The organism is Algoriphagus zhangzhouensis, from assembly GCF_900148515.1.
Taxonomy (GTDB): domain Bacteria; phylum Bacteroidota; class Bacteroidia; order Cytophagales; family Cyclobacteriaceae; genus Algoriphagus; species Algoriphagus zhangzhouensis.
Map to the genome: position 1 here is coordinate 148,975 of NZ_FRXN01000001.1, position 16,892 is coordinate 165,866.

Annotated in this window: 12 protein-coding genes; 10 read left to right on the top strand and 2 right to left on the bottom strand. The window is 37.9% G+C overall.

What is annotated here, in order from left to right; genetic code table 11:
* The first annotated feature begins 17 nt into the window (after window positions 1-17).
* The 4 genes from ppk1 to BUF13_RS00610 all read left to right on the top strand — a co-directional run bounded on the left by ppk1 (window position 18) and on the right by BUF13_RS00610 (window position 5,393).
* On the top strand, window positions 18-2,141 hold the full coding sequence (gene ppk1 / locus BUF13_RS00595; protein ID WP_073569816.1) for a polyphosphate kinase 1: 2,124 nt from the start codon (window positions 18-20) through the stop codon (window positions 2,139-2,141).
* Between the two features lie 190 nt (window positions 2,142-2,331).
* The gene (locus tag BUF13_RS00600; protein WP_073569817.1) at window positions 2,332-3,255 is read left to right on the top strand and encodes a glycosyltransferase family 8 protein; all 924 of its coding nucleotides are present in this window, start codon (window positions 2,332-2,334) and stop codon (window positions 3,253-3,255) included.
* A gap of 236 nt (window positions 3,256-3,491) precedes the next feature.
* Window positions 3,492-4,412, top strand: a complete 921-nt coding sequence (locus tag BUF13_RS00605) for a glycosyltransferase family 4 protein (RefSeq protein ID WP_134204277.1) — start codon at window positions 3,492-3,494, stop codon at window positions 4,410-4,412.
* A 36-nt stretch (window positions 4,413-4,448) separates the two neighbouring features.
* Window positions 4,449-5,393 (top strand): GDP-mannose 4,6-dehydratase, encoded by a 945-nt coding sequence (locus tag BUF13_RS00610; protein ID WP_073569819.1) that lies wholly within the window; start codon window positions 4,449-4,451, stop codon window positions 5,391-5,393.
* Between the two features lie 82 nt (window positions 5,394-5,475).
* Here BUF13_RS00610 and BUF13_RS00615 read toward each other — a convergent pair whose 3' ends face one another.
* Window positions 5,476-5,685, bottom strand: a complete 210-nt coding sequence (locus BUF13_RS00615; protein ID WP_073569820.1) for a hypothetical protein — start codon at window positions 5,683-5,685, stop codon at window positions 5,476-5,478.
* A 79-nt stretch (window positions 5,686-5,764) separates the two neighbouring features.
* Entirely contained in the window at window positions 5,765-6,040 is a 276-nt protein-coding gene (locus BUF13_RS00620) for a DUF202 domain-containing protein (protein ID WP_073569821.1), read from the bottom strand.
* 44 nt (window positions 6,041-6,084) lie between these two features.
* Between BUF13_RS00620 and BUF13_RS00625 the strand changes: the two genes are divergently transcribed.
* From BUF13_RS00625 to BUF13_RS00650, 6 genes are all read left to right on the top strand, one after another.
* Window positions 6,085-6,969, top strand: a complete 885-nt coding sequence (locus tag BUF13_RS00625) for a DUF3078 domain-containing protein (RefSeq protein ID WP_073569822.1) — start codon at window positions 6,085-6,087, stop codon at window positions 6,967-6,969.
* A gap of 421 nt (window positions 6,970-7,390) precedes the next feature.
* On the top strand, window positions 7,391-8,677 hold the full coding sequence (locus BUF13_RS00630) for an aminotransferase class V-fold PLP-dependent enzyme (protein ID WP_073569823.1): 1,287 nt from the start codon (window positions 7,391-7,393) through the stop codon (window positions 8,675-8,677).
* Window positions 8,678-8,800: 123 nt separating this feature from the next.
* Window positions 8,801-13,084: a hybrid sensor histidine kinase/response regulator transcription factor gene (locus BUF13_RS00635; RefSeq protein WP_073569824.1), complete on the top strand. Its 4,284-nt coding sequence runs from the start codon at window positions 8,801-8,803 to the stop codon at window positions 13,082-13,084.
* A 284-nt stretch (window positions 13,085-13,368) separates the two neighbouring features.
* On the top strand, window positions 13,369-14,928 hold the full coding sequence (locus BUF13_RS00640) for a M20 family peptidase (RefSeq protein WP_208327354.1): 1,560 nt from the start codon (window positions 13,369-13,371) through the stop codon (window positions 14,926-14,928).
* A gap of 87 nt (window positions 14,929-15,015) precedes the next feature.
* Entirely contained in the window at window positions 15,016-15,480 is a 465-nt protein-coding gene (locus tag BUF13_RS00645; protein WP_073569825.1) for a YqhA family protein, read from the top strand.
* Between the two features lie 66 nt (window positions 15,481-15,546).
* Complete coding sequence (locus BUF13_RS00650) at window positions 15,547-16,890, top strand: metal-dependent hydrolase family protein (protein ID WP_073569826.1); 1,344 nt, start codon at window positions 15,547-15,549, stop codon at window positions 16,888-16,890.
* The last annotated feature ends 2 nt before the right edge of the window (window positions 16,891-16,892 follow it).

Consider the following 16,892-nt stretch of genomic DNA (forward strand, 5'->3'; position numbering starts at 1 on the left):
CCTTAATTTTATACAGTATGAAACTGGCAGTAGGAGACAGATACGAATCAGTAGTCCAAAAAAGTGATCTTGTAAGTAGAGATCTAAGTTGGTTAAAATTCAACGAACGGGTATTGGATCAGTCCAAGAAAGAACACCGTTCAGTTTTTGAGAAATTAAAATTTTTGGCAATTACCGCCTCCAATTTGGATGAGTTTTTTATGATCCGTGTTGGGTCCTTGTACAACTATCTGGATTACGAAAAAGAGAGAGTGGATTACTCTGGATTGCGAGAAGATCCTTTCAAGGCAAAATTGATGAAGGATTGCCAGCAGTTTCATACGAATCAGCATTCGCTTTTTGTAGACAAGGTACTTCCTCAATTAGAGGACGAAGGAATCTCTTTGGTAAATACATCCAAGTTGACAGAAGCCGAGCACGGGAAAGTGAAAGATTATTTCCAAAAGGCAATCTATCCGATGCTCACTCCGATGGTTTATGATGGCTATCGGACTTTCCCGATTCTGATGAATAAGCTCCTGATTTTTGGAGTGGTGACTACCAGTCCCGGTGAGCGAAAGGATATGCGCAAATTAAGTTTTGTCCAGATTCCGGCTAATATTCCACGCTTTTTTGAGATTGAAAGAGAAAACTCTCTTTTGATGATTCCGATCGAAGAGGTGATTCGTGAAAACATTGTTTCACTTTTCAGAAATGTGGATATCGAAGCAGTCAGTTTGTTTAGAATCACCCGCAACGGAGATTTTACACTTGAAGAAAGTGAAGATATGGATGCCAATTTCCTAGAAGAAGTGAAGCGGAAGTTGATGGAGCGGAAAACTGGTCGTGTTGTTCGGATAGAAATTGAGGAAGGCTATAGCAAATGGATGCTCAATTCACTGTTGGAACGATGGAATCTGAAAAATGACTCAGTTTTCATGGTGAAAAGATCAAGTATGTTGGATTATACTGGCTTTTGGCAAATCGTTGGAAATAAAAAGTTTAGAGATAGATTGCCTCAGATGCCCGATCCTGTGAAGCCACTTTCTTACCAAGAGGTAGGACAGGCTGAGATCTTTGATACGCTGAAGGAGAAAGATATTTTACTTCACCATCCTTATAACAACATCGATTCGATTTTGGATTTGATTGAAAAAGCTGCTGATGATCCAGATGTCATGGCTATCAAGATGACCATTTATCGTCTCGCAAAAGATAGTCGTATTACGAGAGCACTTTTGAAAGCTGCCGAAAATGGGAAACACGTTTCTGTTCTCTTTGAGGTGAAGGCTCGATTTGATGAAGAAAATAATATCCGTGAAGCTAAAAAGCTTCAGAAGGCTGGTTGTTTTGTGATTTATGGAATTACCCACTTAAAAACCCATACTAAACTATTGTTGATTGTTCGTAAGGATGACAATGAGATTACCAGGTTTGTGCATTTGGGTTCAGGGAATTACAATGAAGATACCGCAAGGTTGTATACAGATATTGGTCTTTTGACAACCAATGAAGTGTTGGCGAATGATGTTTCGGAATTCTTCAATGTAATCACAGGTCATAGCATGCCATCTCAATATCAAAACCTGATTACTGCTCCTAGAGATATGCGAAATCAATTGATTGAATATATCGAGCAGGAGGCTGAGAATGCCAGAAATGGGTTGCCAAGTGGGATCTTCATCAAAGTAAATTCCCTTGAAGATTCAGAGACAATTTATGCCTTGTATAGAGCTTCCCAGTCTGGTGTAACTATTAAATTGATTGTGAGAGGTATTTGTTGCTTGAGACCGGGAAGACCTGGCTTGAGTGAAAATATTGAGGTGATTTCTATCGTTGGTGATTTCTTGGAGCACTCCAGAATTTATCATTTCCATAACAATGGAAATACCAGAACCTATGCAGGTAGTGCTGATATGATGGTGAGAAGCTTTGATAAGAGATTGGAGTCCTTATTTAAGATCGAGGCACCTCTGTTAGAAAAGCAATTGATGAATATTCTTTCTTACAATTTGAGAGATAATTGCAACGCTTATGTGATGCAAGAAAATGGAACTTATATTGCTAAGCATCCAGTAGGAGATGAGCCCGCTTTCAACGTTCATAAAGAGTTTTTCAACTTGGATCCCGAACAGGTGATGCAAGTAAAACTAGTAGAATAAGGAAACCTTAGTAGCAGAAATATTAATTGAATAAAGGGGATCGAAAATTATTTTCGGTTCCCTTTTTTATATATAATTTGATAATATTCCAAGTGGTGAAAAATAACTTTTTAGTGGTTGAGGAAAGTTGATATAATTAAGAATTATCCACTTATTTTTGGACTCCAATAGAAATAAATTCCAGTATATTTTGAAAGATACAAATTCAAGGACATATCCTGTTTTATTAGCATTTGATAAGAATTTTTTGGGTCCAGCGACAGTAACTATCCATTCTCTGATCAAAAATAATCCCGATTTAAATTTCTCTTTTTATATAATCTGCCAGGGACCAGATAATAGTTGGTTGAAGCCAATCGAAGAATTTGTCAAAAAAAAAGGAGCTAGTTTCACTGTAAAAGAAGTTGGTTTTGATTCATTAAAAAACGTAAAAGTTGAACTGCATTTTTCAGTTGCTACTTATCTTCGACTTTTCTCAGCAGATTTGATATCAGAGGATAAAGCACTTTATTTAGATACGGATATTATTGTTAATGGAAGTGTTTCCGATTTATTCAATGTGGAATTAGGAGACCATGCATTAGCTGCTGTTTCAGATCCTAAAATAGAAGATTTTGGAAGATTGGAGCTCTCTAAGGAAGAAGGGTATTTCAATTCAGGAATGATAGTATTAAACCTGAATAAATGGAGGGAAATGCAGCTTGGAGAAAAAGCTTTGGAGTATATTTTTAAATATCCCGATAAAATTAAATATGCGGATCAGTGTGGGCTTAATGCGGTTTTGAAGGGAGAATGGTTGAGATTGGATCCTAAATGGAATGTACAAACTTCATTTTTTGATAATGAAATATTCTCTGTTGCAGTGTCTCAATTCGGGAAAGAGAAATTCCAAAATGCAATTAAAAACCCAATAATCATTCATTATACTGAGGCCTCAAAACCTTGGCATTTCCAAAATAAACACCCCCTAAAAGATCTTTATTGGACTTATTTGAATGAAACTGAATATGCTCAAGAGTTTAAAAATAAATATGGATTGAAAGATTATGTAAAATGGGGTATACCTAAATCAATAAAAAAGAGATATTGGAGGTATTTGAAAAACAAAAATTAGATTGTCTTCAACTTCAATTACTATTGGTCTTTTTTAATTTTTAATCAGTGAATCCAGTTAGAATACATTTTGATAATCAGACATTTAGGCTCCAGAGATACGGAGGTATTTCTAAATATTTTGTTAGGCTTGCCAAGGAATTAAAAGGTCTAGGACAAAATCCTAAAATACTTGGAGGGTTTTATATAAATAATTACCTCAGAGACATAGATCCGAGTCTGCGAACTGGAACTCATATGGTATCCTTTCCAAAGAGGTCCATTCGTGTTTTAAGAGATTTAGGAAATGTAATCAACAGTGGATATCAATTGGTAAATCCACCGAATATTATTCATGAAACTTACTTTAGCGATAAGCCTTTTCTCAAAGGAAATCAAGCGAGAGTTGTTACTGAATATGATGCTCTTCATGAACTTTTTCCAGAGTTGTTTCCAAGTTCCTATTTGAAGACAAAAGAAAAACAAGCGGCTTTTGACAGATCAGATTTAGTGATAAGTATCTCTCATCATACAAAATCGGATATGCTTAATTTTTTCAACATTGATGAGAAGAAGATTAAGGTGACTCATTTAGCCGCTGATGAGCCTTTGCCGGATTCATTGATTATTACGCCTCCTATGCAACGGCGACCATTTTTTCTCTATGTAGGAATCAGGTTAAAGCACAAAAACTTCGAAGGATTTGTAAAGGCATTTTCTCAATCCGAAAAACTGATGAAGAATTTTGACATCGTGGCTTTTTGTCCCCAGGGCTTTTCAAGAAAGGAATTGGACTCTTTCCAAGCTCTTGGCTTCGAAAAGGATCAGATACGATGGGAAGCAGGAGATGATAATAAATTAGCCGGTTTTTATAAGGCTGCCTATGCATTTGTTTATCCTTCTTTATATGAAGGGTTTGGAATACCACCACTAGAGGCTATGGGGTATAATTGCCCAGTTGTTTGCAGTAATACAAGTTCTTTGCCTGAGGTAGTGGGTGAATCTGCATTGACTTTCAATCCAAATAACCTGGAAGAAATCCAGACTCAACTGGAAAAAATTGGAGAAAGCGAATCGGTTCGAGAAGAATATATTCTTAAGGGTAATGAGAGGTTTCAACAGTTCTCTTGGGAAAGAACATCAATAGAAACTCTTCAACTTTACAGACAGCTTTTGTAGGCTTGTCGATTAAAATTGTCAATCTAAAAATCTATTATGAAATCCGCTCTGATTTGTGGTGTTGGTGGTCAAGATGGAAGCTATCTTGCCCAATTTTTAATCCATAAAGGATATAAAGTGTATGGCACTTCGAGAGATGCGCAAGGAAAAGCATTTTTAAATCTTCAAAAATTGGGGATCAAGTCCCACGTAGAATTAATATCCATGGACCAGGAAGATTTCAGGTCTGTCCTGGTGGCAATCAAGAAGTCTAGGCCTCAAGAAGTCTACTTCCTTTCAGGCCAATCTTCGGTAGGGTTATCTTTTGAGCAGCCAGCTGAAACAATTCAAAGCTTTACACTTGGCATTTTGAATATTTTGGAGGCAGTTAAATTGGAAGACAATGATATAAAAGTTTATCACGCCGGTAGTTCGGAGGCTTTTGGTGGAACTAGTGAATTCCCAGCGACAGAATCAACTCCTTTTCATCCCAGAAGTCCCTATGCTCTGGCAAAAGCTTCGGCTAGTTGGCTCGTTGATAATTATAGAGAGGCTTATGGTTTACATTTAAGTACGGGGATTTTGTTTAATCATGAATCCCCATTGAGGCCTGAGCGTTTTGTTACCCAAAAAATTATTCAATCAGCAAAAAGGATTTCGAAAGGTTCTCAAGAAAAGCTTTCCTTGGGACGATTGGATATCCAAAGAGACTGGGGCTGGGCCCCTGAGTATGTCGAAGCGATGTGGCTGATGTTGCAACAAGACATTCCTGAGGATTTTATAGTGGCATCTGGTAAGTCTTATTCTTTAGAATATTTTGTCGATCAGACTTTTTATCAATTAGGTCTAAATTGGAAGGACCATGTGATTCAAAAAGAAGAGTTTTTTAGACCTACTGATTTATTGGTAAGTAGGGCAGATCCAAAAAAAGCATTTGAAAAATTGGGGTGGAAAGCCCACTTGGGATTAGAGGGGATTATTGAAAAAATGATCAAAGGTTGAAAAAGAACTCTCAACCTTTGAACGATTATAGGGGGGATATTGAATGGTAATCCCTTGTAAAAGGGATGTGTAGACTGGGCTTTTACTTCTTTTTGGCAAAAATCATGATGGCAACTCCGGCTGCAGCAACAATGCCTCCAGCATATTGTGGCCAATCGAGTGTCCTTTCTTTATCTGCGCTCACCTGAATAGGGCCCGCGTCGATCACTTTTTCTTTGGTGGTAAAGCTGATGCTATTACTAAAAAGCATCAATACTCCTGCAATAACTAAAATTACTCCTAAGATTTTCATATGGATTTGGGATAAAATGGGTTTATTTGTTACTTGAAATATAGGTAAACTAAAATTAAAATTTTATCAATTATTGAAATTACATTTTGTGATAATTTCCTTTCTTTAGTTTCGACCTTACACTGAAATAACTGTAAAAACCAAGAACCAAAAAGACTGCAGAAAGAACAAAAGCAAGGTAACCGAAGTCTCTTATATGATTTAAATGCTCAACCTCAAATAGTGCAGTACCGCTGACTAAAAAGTAAAGAGATGTGCGTATATATGTCAAAAGAGTACGTTGATTTGCCAAAGTTGTCCGCTGTCTAGCTAAAAAATCTCGGATAATCAGTTCATTTTCAAAGTCCTTTTCCATATTTGTATTAATTATTTAAAGTTAAATTACTCAAACTACAGTTTATGAAAAGATTATTTACGCTTTTCTTTTTAGCCTTGATGGCTACACAGGTAATGGCCCAGGAGGCAGAAAAAGACACCACCTATTGGTTAAAAGAAATTGGTGGAGGTTTGAATTTCAATCAAGGTTCTTTTAGTAGTAACTGGAAGGGTGGGGGTGTCAATTCGATTGCCATTGGTACCTACCTCAATGGTAGAGCGAATTATAAGAAAGACAAATGGTCTTGGGACAATACCATGGATTTCATCTACGGGATTGTGAAAAACCAAGGTGAAGATGGCCGAAAGTCAAATGACCGGATTTTCTTGGATTCAAAGGTGGGTTATGCTATTGGACCAAAGTGGAATATGTTCTTTTCTGCTAACTTCCTTTCACAATTTGCTGCAGGTTATGAATTCAATGATGATGGAACAAGAACATTGATATCCAAGTTTGCCAATCCAGCTTACTTGACAACTGCCTTGGGATTCGAATACAAGCCAAACGATGAGTTTAGCCTGAGACTTTCTCCATTTTCTCCAAGATTTACTTTTGTGACTGATAAAGATTTGTATCTGAATGTTCCAGAAAACTATGGAGTACCAATAGGGGAAACAGTACGAAAAGAATGGGCGGCTTTTAGTTTGCTGGCCGACTGGAATAAGAAATTATCTGAAAATGTCTCACTTTTAGTTAGATATCAGATGTATGCGAATTATGAAACTTTGGCTTTCGATACGATTGATCATCGCTTAGATGTAGGCTTGAATGCTAAAGTTTCCAATTTGATCAATGTGAGCTTAACCACACTGACTATTTACGATATTGACCAAGACGATAAAATCCAATTTAGCCAGGGGCTAGCTTTGGGAATTGCTTTTCAGCGCAGTACGTTTCCTAAAGAATAAATAAAAAAGACAAATTTTTATTTTGGATTTTGTTTTGTTAATAATTGTATTATTTTTGAATTCATTGTGGTAGTTAAATAATAGTTGGTTTAGTTTTCAAATAAAGGGCAGGAGATTTTCTCCTGCTTTTTTATTTTATTCTTGAAATATTACAATTTTTTGTTTTTTGACTTCACTCAATTCAATCCCTATTCAATTTCAGTTTTCTTAAAGGCATAGGAGTTTCCTTATTGATAAGAACTCTGAACATTTGATTCATTTACAATTCCGAATTTGAATTGAGTCATGAAGAATGTTTCTTTCCAATCTGCCCTGGTTGAAATAGTTCTCCACTTATCACCATTTTTTGAGTTTCAATGAATTCTTCATTACTCGAAAAGAATTTATCAGTATTATCTTTTTCAAACCACCACCCATACAAATGAATAATAGAAGAAACTTTCTGAAGAAAGGAATTCTGGCCGCAGCGGCTTCCTCCACTTTTGCAACCCCAGGTATTTCCATGGAAACCCGAAAAGAAAAAGATGTCTGGAAAGAACTGCCTTTGATAGAAGAAGATGATTTTCTATGGGATTGGGTGAGAAATGAATATTCCGTATCATCGACTATCGCCAACCTGAATAATGGAAGTGTCAGTCCACAACCGAAGGTGGTTCAGGAGGTCTTTGAGCATTATACTCGGGAATTCAATACGATCCCCTCCATGTATATGTGGAGCAAAGGTGATATTTCTAATGCTGTGAGAGAGCAATTGGCAGAATTGGCCGGTTGTAGTCCGGAAGAGATCGCAGTCAATCGAAATACCACTGAAGCGATTAATACTGTCATTTGGGGGATGAATTATCAAAAAGGAGATGAAATCATTCTTTGTGAGCAGGATTATACCTCTGTCATGAATACCTGGCAGGAGGTGGAGGCTAGGTATGGTGTGACTTTGAAATGGCTTTCTTTTGATTTACCAGTTGAGGATGATGATGTGATCGTGGAGGCTTATAAAAATGCTGTTACAGATAAAACCAAAGTAGTGACGATCACTCATGTCAATAATATCAATGGAAACATTTTGCCTGTCAGGAAAATCTCAGATTCTGTCAAATCAGTAAACCCCAAAGTGAAGGTTTTAGTGGATGGGGCTCATTCTTTTGGCCATATCAATTTTAAAATTCCAGAATTGGGCTGTGATTTTTATGGTACCAGTTTGCATAAATGGCTTTGTGCTCCCTTTGGCACAGGAATGCTTTATGTCAAGAAATCTGAAATTCAGGAACTGTGGCCGCTGTTTACCCATGCAAACCCCCAAAGTGATAATATCAATAAGTTTTCAACTTTTGGAACCCGAAATTTACCGGCTGAATTATCAATTGCCAGAGCTATTCAGTTTCACAATGTCATCGGGATTCAAAGAAAAGAGGAAAGGTTAAGGTTCTTAAAAAACTATTGGGTGGAGAGAGTAATCGATATCCCAAATGTAGAAATCAAGACTTCCATGAAACCTGAATTTGCCTGCGCATTAGCTTCTTTTTCTCTAAAGAATATGCCAGATGGTGAAGTTGCTCAAAAACTTCTCAAAGAGTATCATATCCATGTTACTCAAAAAGGTGATAAGACTGGGAAGTTTCATGGGATGCGGGTCACTCCCCATGTTTATACGACTACTCAGGAATTAGACAGATTTGTTAGGGGAATTATCAATTTAGCTAAGAGCTAATAATTAATTTTTCTTATGAAATAGAATAAAACTCATATTCCTAAATCTTGCTAAGAGGCTTTTTATTTCTTTTATTAAATACAGATCTAACGAACTTTATTTAATAATCTCTTAGTTGATTTTATGGGTTATTTAAAGATTTTTATACTATATATTTTAGTTGTCCTAAATACAGGATTTACTTTTTATGATCGGGACAGTATAACCTTTGCACATGCACCTACCAGTATCAATATTCAAAACTTTGGCCTTTCAGACGGATTGGCTGTTTATTGTCTGGGTACTAGCTTTTTAGATCAAAAAGGGAGGCTTTGGGCGAATCCTTGTCAAGAAGATGCGAGGGAGTTAAGAATGAGTTTTTTTCAGTTCGATGGAGAGCAGAGTTTCTTTTATGAAATCAAACCCGATTGGATAAAAGAAGGTGATTTGGCTCCTGTCTGGTATTTATTAGGGATCACATCTGAGGGAGATTTATTCGGTGCGGATTTACAGAATGAGACTTTGTTTTCCTGGAACCCAGATACAAGAGAACAATTCTTTTTTAAGTTGAATGAAGGTTCCAAACTCCTCAATGCAATCCATGATCCTAATGGAGGGATCTTAGCTTTGACTTTGGAAGGAGAAAACCAACGTCAACTTGATTCCGCCAAATACCATTTAATTAACTTTGATAAATCCCAAAATGAAGAGATCGGATCAATCCAACTCAATTTTGATGGGGAACTCTCACCGACTCCTCCTAGAACTTTTGCTTACTCTTTAGATATTTCAAATGGCCATGCTTGGTTTTTTCATCAGCAAAAAGGGCTCGTAAAAGCAGCTTTGAATTCAGGTGAATTCGAATTTATTCCATGGACTCAATTTGAAGGAATTCCTCCAGTTAAAAAGGAAGGAATGGCAGATAACGGAAGTGGTTTTGAGTGGAAGCTTATGTCTCAGAATAATGGGAAGTTTTTGATTTTTCTGGGAAAGAAAAATGGATTTTTTGAGCTCGATACCCAAACACAAACTCTGTTGCCAAATGGAGGCTTGAATCAGGTGATTCTAAGAGATGAAGGAGATAATACCGTGCTCCGGGTTTTTATTTCAAAAGATAAAAAAGGTAACATCTTGTTGGTATCTGGATATCCAGATCCTTACTTATATGCAACTGCTACAGCGAATCGAAAGGCTCTATTGATAGGCAGTGATGGTTTCTGGGTAGATTATAGTGATTTAATCAAAGAATTAAGTTTCTCATATGAATATGATTTCCAACATGAAGGAAATTTTTTTAGCGAGGATTTCAAAACGGAAATAGGTTCTTCTCAAAGAAGAGCTGGAGTTGCATTTATGGATATTCAGGCACCATTGAACATCACCAAAATCCATGGGAGTCCGAGTTATAAAAGAGGTCAAATCATCAGTATCGGTGATACCAGTTTAGTTTATAATTCTGATGTGCAAGTCAACCGGTATGATTTGATCAATGGAGGCTGGCAAGGGAGTCGCTTGACGGGGGGAGAATTTGTAAGAGCGAGGGAGTTTTCTTCTCTAATTCAAAGGAATGGGAAAATATGGATGTCCGCTGATTTTTATACCGAAAAAAGAGTTGGCCTACAATCCTATGATATTCGAACCAACCAGATAGACTACTTTCCTACAGATGCCAAATTTGAAAAGTTTATCTTTTTGAATGATCAAGAGGTAGCTCTTTTCAAGGATGATGGAATTGATGGCGGTGAAAATGGTGAACTTTTTATTTTTAACATCAATACCCAATCAAAAAGGCCTTTTCTAGTTGAAGAAAAGCCATTTAGCATTCGTGCTAAAGTAAATGATCTTTTATTGCTAGAAGACTCTCTTCTTTGGGTTGGGGCTCAAAATGGGCTTTGGGCAATAGATCTCAAAAAGAAGGAGATTGAGCATTTCTATCAAATACCATTGCTCCAAGACCAAGATATTTTATTAATCCATGAAGATGATAAAGGAAAACTTTGGTTGGGAACAGGTACTCAAGGTCTTCTCATTTTTGATCCTAAGAGCCTTGCCATTCAACAAATTTCTGAAAGTCAGGGTTTGGCTAATAATACGGTAGTCGGAATTCTTTCTGATGATGAAGGGAACCAGTGGGTTTCTACCTACAATGGAATTACAGTAGTGGATTCAGAAGGAATGGTCCTGCTAGAATTAAATCAAAAGGACGGCTTAATTCATGAAATATTCCACAAACAGGCCTGCTACCGAATGCCAAATGGGAAGATGGTGTTTGCCGGCTATGCTGGGACAATTATTTTGGATCCGAAGGAGGTACTTGAAAAAACTGCCTTAAAGAAATCTAATTCAATTTACCTAACCAGCTTGGAGTATTTCGATAGTAATGAAAGGGAGAATAGGATTAGACAAGGATCTTATGAGCTGAAAGAACCATTAATCATTCCTGCTGCCCAGCGGTTTTTGAAGCTTGATTTTGCTTTGTCTGATTACGGGAACATGAAAGAGCATGCTTTTTTGTATCGATTGCTTCCTTTGGGGACTTCCCTAGAGCAAGAATCAGCAATTTCTTGGATCAATATTGGATCTGCTTCTGAAGTAACCATCAATAATATCCCTCCGGGAGAGTATAGGGTTCAGGTGAAGGGAAGTGATTTTAAGTCAAATCAAACCTTGACTCCTTTAGAAATTCCCATTTATGTGAAAGAGTACTTTTATAAGCAATGGTGGTTTTACATTCTGATTTCTATTCCGGTTCTATTAGCTATTTACATTTATGTAAGAAGGATACAAACAGAAAGGAACCGATTAGAGGTTGAGGTTCATCGCAGGACGAAGAAAATTCAAGAGGATAAAGAAACAATCACTCAGCAAGCCTTCAAACTTCAGGAGCTGGATGAATCCAAATCGCGATTTTTTACCAATATTTCCCATGAATTCAGAACGCCACTGACTGTGATATTGGGAGTGTCTGATCAGATTCAGGAAAATGAAAAAGAAAAAAGTCTGATTCGTAGAAATGCAAAACTGCTTCTAAATCTAGTCAATCAAATACTTCGATTACGGAAGTTGGAATCTGGTCCAGAAAGTGCCCATTTCATCCAAGGAGACGTATTAGGCCATATTCAATACATCATAGAGTCATTTGAATCCCTTTCAGAAGAAAAAGGGGTTGCTGTTAGTTTTGAATCCAAATCTTCAGAATTGCTGGTAGATTATGATCCTGAAAAGATATTACACATTGTCTCTAATTTATTGACCAATGCGATCAAGTTTACTCCGAGAGGAGGACATGTTTCGGTTACTCTAAATGACAATCAACAGGAGGAAAATCCTTTTTACGAGATCGTAGTTTCCGACAATGGCATAGGAATTCCAGAAGATAAATTAGGTCATATTTTTGATCGTTTTTATCAGGTGGATGATGAGTACAGTAGGACAGGAAGTGGAACAGGAATTGGTTTGACGCTGGTTTGGGAGTTGGTAAAGATTTTAAACGGAGAAATTTCGGTTTCCAGTAAGGAAGGAGAGTCTACCACTTTTACGGTTCGGCTTCCTATTTCGCATCTGGCAGGTTTGGAAGAACCGGAACATGCAAAGATTGACGTGCCTATTCACCTTGAAAATGCAAATTCCCAAACGTTAACTTATAAAGAAGCTGAAGGTAATCTCCCTACCTTATTGATAGTGGAGGATAATGCTGATGTCAGGAGCTACATAGCCTCCTGCCTGGATGAGGAATATCAGATTCAGGTTGCTGTGGATGGACAAATGGGAATTGAAATGGCTTTGGAGCAAGTGCCCGATATCATCTTAAGTGATGTCATGATGCCAAAAGCTGATGGACTTGCTTTGTGCCAGAACCTAAAGAACGATGAGAAAACAAGTCATATTCCTATCGTATTGCTTACCGCCAAAGCAGATATAGAATCAAGAATCTCTGGTTTAGAAAGAGGTGCAGATGCCTATCTGGCCAAGCCATTTGATAAGCGGGAGCTGTTGATCCAGCTGCAAAATCTTTTGGCTCAAAGACAAAGGCTATGGGCTCGGTATGGTGATTTGAAAGAATTGAAACCTTCAGAAGATATTGAAATCAAGCAGGAAGATGAATTCATTATCAGGCTTCGAGAAATCGTGCAAGCCAGCATGGAAGAGGAGAGCTTTGGTGTTCCTGAACTTTGTAAAAAGGCCTATATGAGCCGGACCCAGTTGCATAATAAAATTAAATCACTCACCAATAAATCCACCTCCCATTTTATTAAACAGGTTAGACTGGAAAAGGCAGTAGAATTACTTTGTACTACTGATTTAAATATCAGTCAAGTTGCGCTTGAAATAGGTTTAGATAGCCTATCTTATTTTTCTAGAATTTTTACAGAAGAGTTTGGCGTATCACCTAATAAATACAGAGAAATATACTGTCATAAACAATAGGTAAAGTCTTTTAGAACATTTGGTAAAATTTTTTAAACCACTGATAATTATCATAAAATCAGTGGTTTTTGTTTTTTAAATTGGTTTTACAAGTTTGAAACAATAGGTCAAACATTTAGAACTATAAGTGAAATTCCATTTTTCATTTCACTTCACATTTGTAGAAAGATTTTTACGGGGCTCACAATACGATTCCTTGATTTCATAAGCCCGCCGATTACGAATACCGATTACGCTTACTGATTTCTAGTTAAGAAAAGCTTATTACCATAATTGATAAAATCATGAGAACATTCAATTACTCGTTGGCTGCACTGTTCATCACTTGGATGATGACTGCTTGCACTCAAGAATCAAAAAAAGTAGATCAGGAATCCTCCACGCAGACTTCGGTTAATTTGGAGGAATTTACCTCTATGCAAATGAAAGGGGTTGATCAGATTTCCATAGAAGTGGATCTAGATGGAGCTGTAAAGCGCCTGTCCAAAGCGGTAACCTTTCCTACCATTTCCAATCAGGATCGGGATGACTTTGATACGAAGGCATTTTTGGATTATCACAAATTTTTGGAGCAAGCCTATCCATTGGTTCACAAAACCTTGAAAAAAGAAGTGCTGGGGGATCCACGGCCCTATAGTTTACTCTATACCTGGGAAGGAACAGATCCGAGTCTGGAACCGGCATTATTTTATGCCCATCAGGACGTAGTGCCTGTACCCGCGGACTCTCGAGATCAATGGGAAGTAGATCCATTTGCCGGAACTGTAAAAGATGGATACATCTGGGGCCGTGGGGTGTTGGATGATAAGAATCAGATTCATGGGATATTGGAAGCCGCCGAAATGCGTATCAAGGAAGGTTGGCAGCCATCTCGAACCATCTATTTTGTGTTTGGTCAGGATGAGGAAGTTGGCGGTCCGGAAGGAGCCAAATATATAGCAGATGTTTTGGAACAGCGGGGAATCAAAAGATTTTCCTATGTCATGGATGAATCAGCTCCTTTGACCCCGGGTATTTTTCCGGGAATAGAAGAAAACACCGCTTTGATCGGAATTGCCCAAAAGGGATTTATCAGTTTGGAATTAGCCATGAATGGAGTAGGAGGTCACTCTTCCCAACCACCGGTTGAATCCAATATTGGAATATTGGCTAAAGCTATTACCAAATTGGAAGCCGCGCAGTTTCCTTACAGAATCCATCCCGCTGTTCGTTCCCAATACCGCTATTTGGGTCCAGAGTTAGATGAAAAACTTCAGCCTCTCTTTGCAGCTGTGGCTTTTGGAAAAGATGGAGAAATGACTGATTTGGAAGAACAATTTATAGAGACCATGTCCCAAAACCAGGTAACCCGAGCTATGCTCCACACGACTATTGCAGTTTCGATGTTTAATGCCGGGATCAAGGATAATGTTTTGCCTCCTGCAGCTACAGCAGTGGTGAACTTTAGACCTATGCCGGGCGATACTCCGGAAGTCATCATCCAACATGTGAAAGATGCGATTCAAGATGACAGAATCACCATTCGGGATATTTCGGCTTCCACTCCAGCCACCAACATCGCCGAAGTAGGCAATCCTGCTTACAACATGCTGGAAAAAACCATCCGACAGATTTGGGGGAATGATCTTTTGGTATCTCCATTCTTTGTCATTGGAGGATCAGATTCCAAGCACTTTCAGGCCCGTCCTTTCGCACCGGATGTCTATACCATCACCGCTTTGCAATTAGAAAATACCAAAGAATTTGAAGGTTTTCACGGAGTAAATGAGCGGATTTTGGTCGGAGAATATGGGAAATCCATCGGATTCTTTTATCAGATTTTCGGGAATCTAGAAAGCTTATAGAAAAGGAATAAAGTATGTTTTAATTGAGTGTTTGTTTCAAAAATATTATAAAATACTTGTTGTATATATATAGTATAAATAGAAGAAATGAAAAATATAGAAGATCTTTTTAGGATAAGATATTTTGCCTTGATTATATCAATTTTGATATTAATTTCTGGAGTATTCGTAATTATTCTAGGTGCAATGGAATTGTTTGAGAGTGTAATGATTATGATTGGTATTCATGAGGGGGTGACAGGTGTTGCTTTAATCGAATCAGTGGATACTTTTCTCTTTGCTTTGGTTATTTTAATTCTGGCTGGAGGGATTTATAAGTTGTTCATCGGGGATGAGAATACATTCAAGAATAGTATCATATTCTCTCATTTAACCTCTTTTTTAGAATTAAAAGTGCTGTTGTGGGAGACATTGCTATTGACACTAACTGTTTGGTGTTCATTGTCCTTCTTCTCAAATCCTAATGATTTGGATTACAAGCAACTTATTTTTCCGATAACAATTGTATTGCTAGCATTTGGTTTAAAACTGATGAAAGGGGATTTGAAATAGTGAGTTATTAGAATTATATTATATCTGTTATATAATTTATATAAGGTTTGTCTAATTGATGAAAAAATGAAAAAGTTAAATATTAATATAATTGTGTTTGTGTCGATGATTCTCCTTAGTTCGGTGACATATGTCCAAGCACAAGAAAAGCAAACTTTAATTATCAACGCTAAAATCTTTGATGGTACAAATACCTTGCTCGAAGGTAAGGATGTACTTATTCGTGGAAACAAGATCGTTCAGATTGCTGAAGGGATCATGATCACCCAGGATGAGAATTCAAAAATCATTGATGCCTCTGGCAAAACTCTGATACCAGGGCTCACCGATGCACATTGGCATACCATGCACGCGCATATTGCCAGTATGCAAATCTTTGTGAATGATATTGGGTATCTGACTTTGGTAGGTGCAGAAGCTGCTGAAGCCGCCTTGATGCGGGGTTTTACCTCAGTCCGCGATGTAGGTGGGCCAGTTTTTGGAATCAAAAAGATGATCGATGAAGGAAGGATTGTAGGGCCAAGAATCTATCCTTCAGGAGCCTATATCACCCAGACTTCCGGACATGGAGATTTCCGTTTTCCTACTGCTATGACTAGGAAAGATGGAAGAGAACTTCTTGATGGGGAATTGATGGGCTGGACAAAGATCGCAGATGGTGTTCCTCAGGTGATTAGACGTGTTCGCGAGAATTTAATGAGCGGTGCAACACAGATCAAAGTGATGGCGGGTGGAGGCGTGGCTTCGCTGAGTGATCCACTGGATGTAAGGCAATATACGCTGGATGAAATGAAGGCGGCGGTAGAAGTGGCAGCTACTTGGAATACCTATGTAGCCGTCCATGCTTATTCGGATATTGCGGTACGAGGTGCTTTAGAAGCTGGAGTTCAATCCATTGAACATGGGCAGATGATTACGGAAGAGACCGCTAAATTGATCAAAGAACATAATGCTTGGCTTTGTTTGCAACCTTTGCTGAATGATGAAGATGCCATTCCATTTCCTGATGGATCTTTCGAGCAACAAAAATTTTTAGCAATGACTGCGGGCACTGAAAAAGCCTACGAGTTGGCCGCAAAATATGATTTGAAGGTTGCTTTTGGTTCGGATTTGCAAAATGGGGCAGCCATTGCAGCCACACAGGGTAAGGCACTAGCAAAACTCAAGAGGTGGTATGAGCCATGGGAAGTGTTGAAAATGGCTACTAGTACCAATTATGAACTCTTCAAGTTGTGTGGACCCAGGGATCCTTATCCTGGAAAAAATGGAGTCATTGAAGAAGAGGCCTTAGCAGATTTACTTTTATTAGACGGTAATCCTTTGGAGGATATCAATTTAATAGCCGATCCTGAAAACAACTTTGTGATGATCATGAAAGACGGTAAAATCTATAAAAACACATTAAACTAAAT

Bases quoted from the DNA above. Each gene is read 5' to 3' on its own strand.
- BUF13_RS00615 (WP_073569820.1), bottom strand. From the start codon at position 5,685: ATGAAAATCTTAGGAGTAATTTTAGTTATTGCAGGAGTATTGATGCTT.
- BUF13_RS00630 (WP_073569823.1), top strand. From the start codon at position 7,391: ATGAATAATAGAAGAAACTTTCTGAAGAAAGGAATTCTGGCCGCAGCG.
- BUF13_RS00635 (WP_073569824.1), top strand. From the start codon at position 8,801: ATGGGTTATTTAAAGATTTTTATACTATATATTTTAGTTGTCCTAAAT.
- BUF13_RS00640 (WP_208327354.1), top strand. From the start codon at position 13,369: ATGAGAACATTCAATTACTCGTTGGCTGCACTGTTCATCACTTGGATG.
- BUF13_RS00650 (WP_073569826.1), top strand. From the start codon at position 15,547: ATGAAAAAGTTAAATATTAATATAATTGTGTTTGTGTCGATGATTCTC.
- BUF13_RS00610 (WP_073569819.1), top strand. From the start codon at position 4,449: ATGAAATCCGCTCTGATTTGTGGTGTTGGTGGTCAAGATGGAAGCTAT.
- BUF13_RS00645 (WP_073569825.1), top strand. From the start codon at position 15,016: ATGAAAAATATAGAAGATCTTTTTAGGATAAGATATTTTGCCTTGATT.
- BUF13_RS00605 (WP_134204277.1), top strand. From the start codon at position 3,492: ATGGTATCCTTTCCAAAGAGGTCCATTCGTGTTTTAAGAGATTTAGGA.
- BUF13_RS00625 (WP_073569822.1), top strand. From the start codon at position 6,085: ATGAAAAGATTATTTACGCTTTTCTTTTTAGCCTTGATGGCTACACAG.
- BUF13_RS00620 (WP_073569821.1), bottom strand. From the start codon at position 6,040: ATGGAAAAGGACTTTGAAAATGAACTGATTATCCGAGATTTTTTAGCT.
- ppk1 (WP_073569816.1), top strand. From the start codon at position 18: ATGAAACTGGCAGTAGGAGACAGATACGAATCAGTAGTCCAAAAAAGT.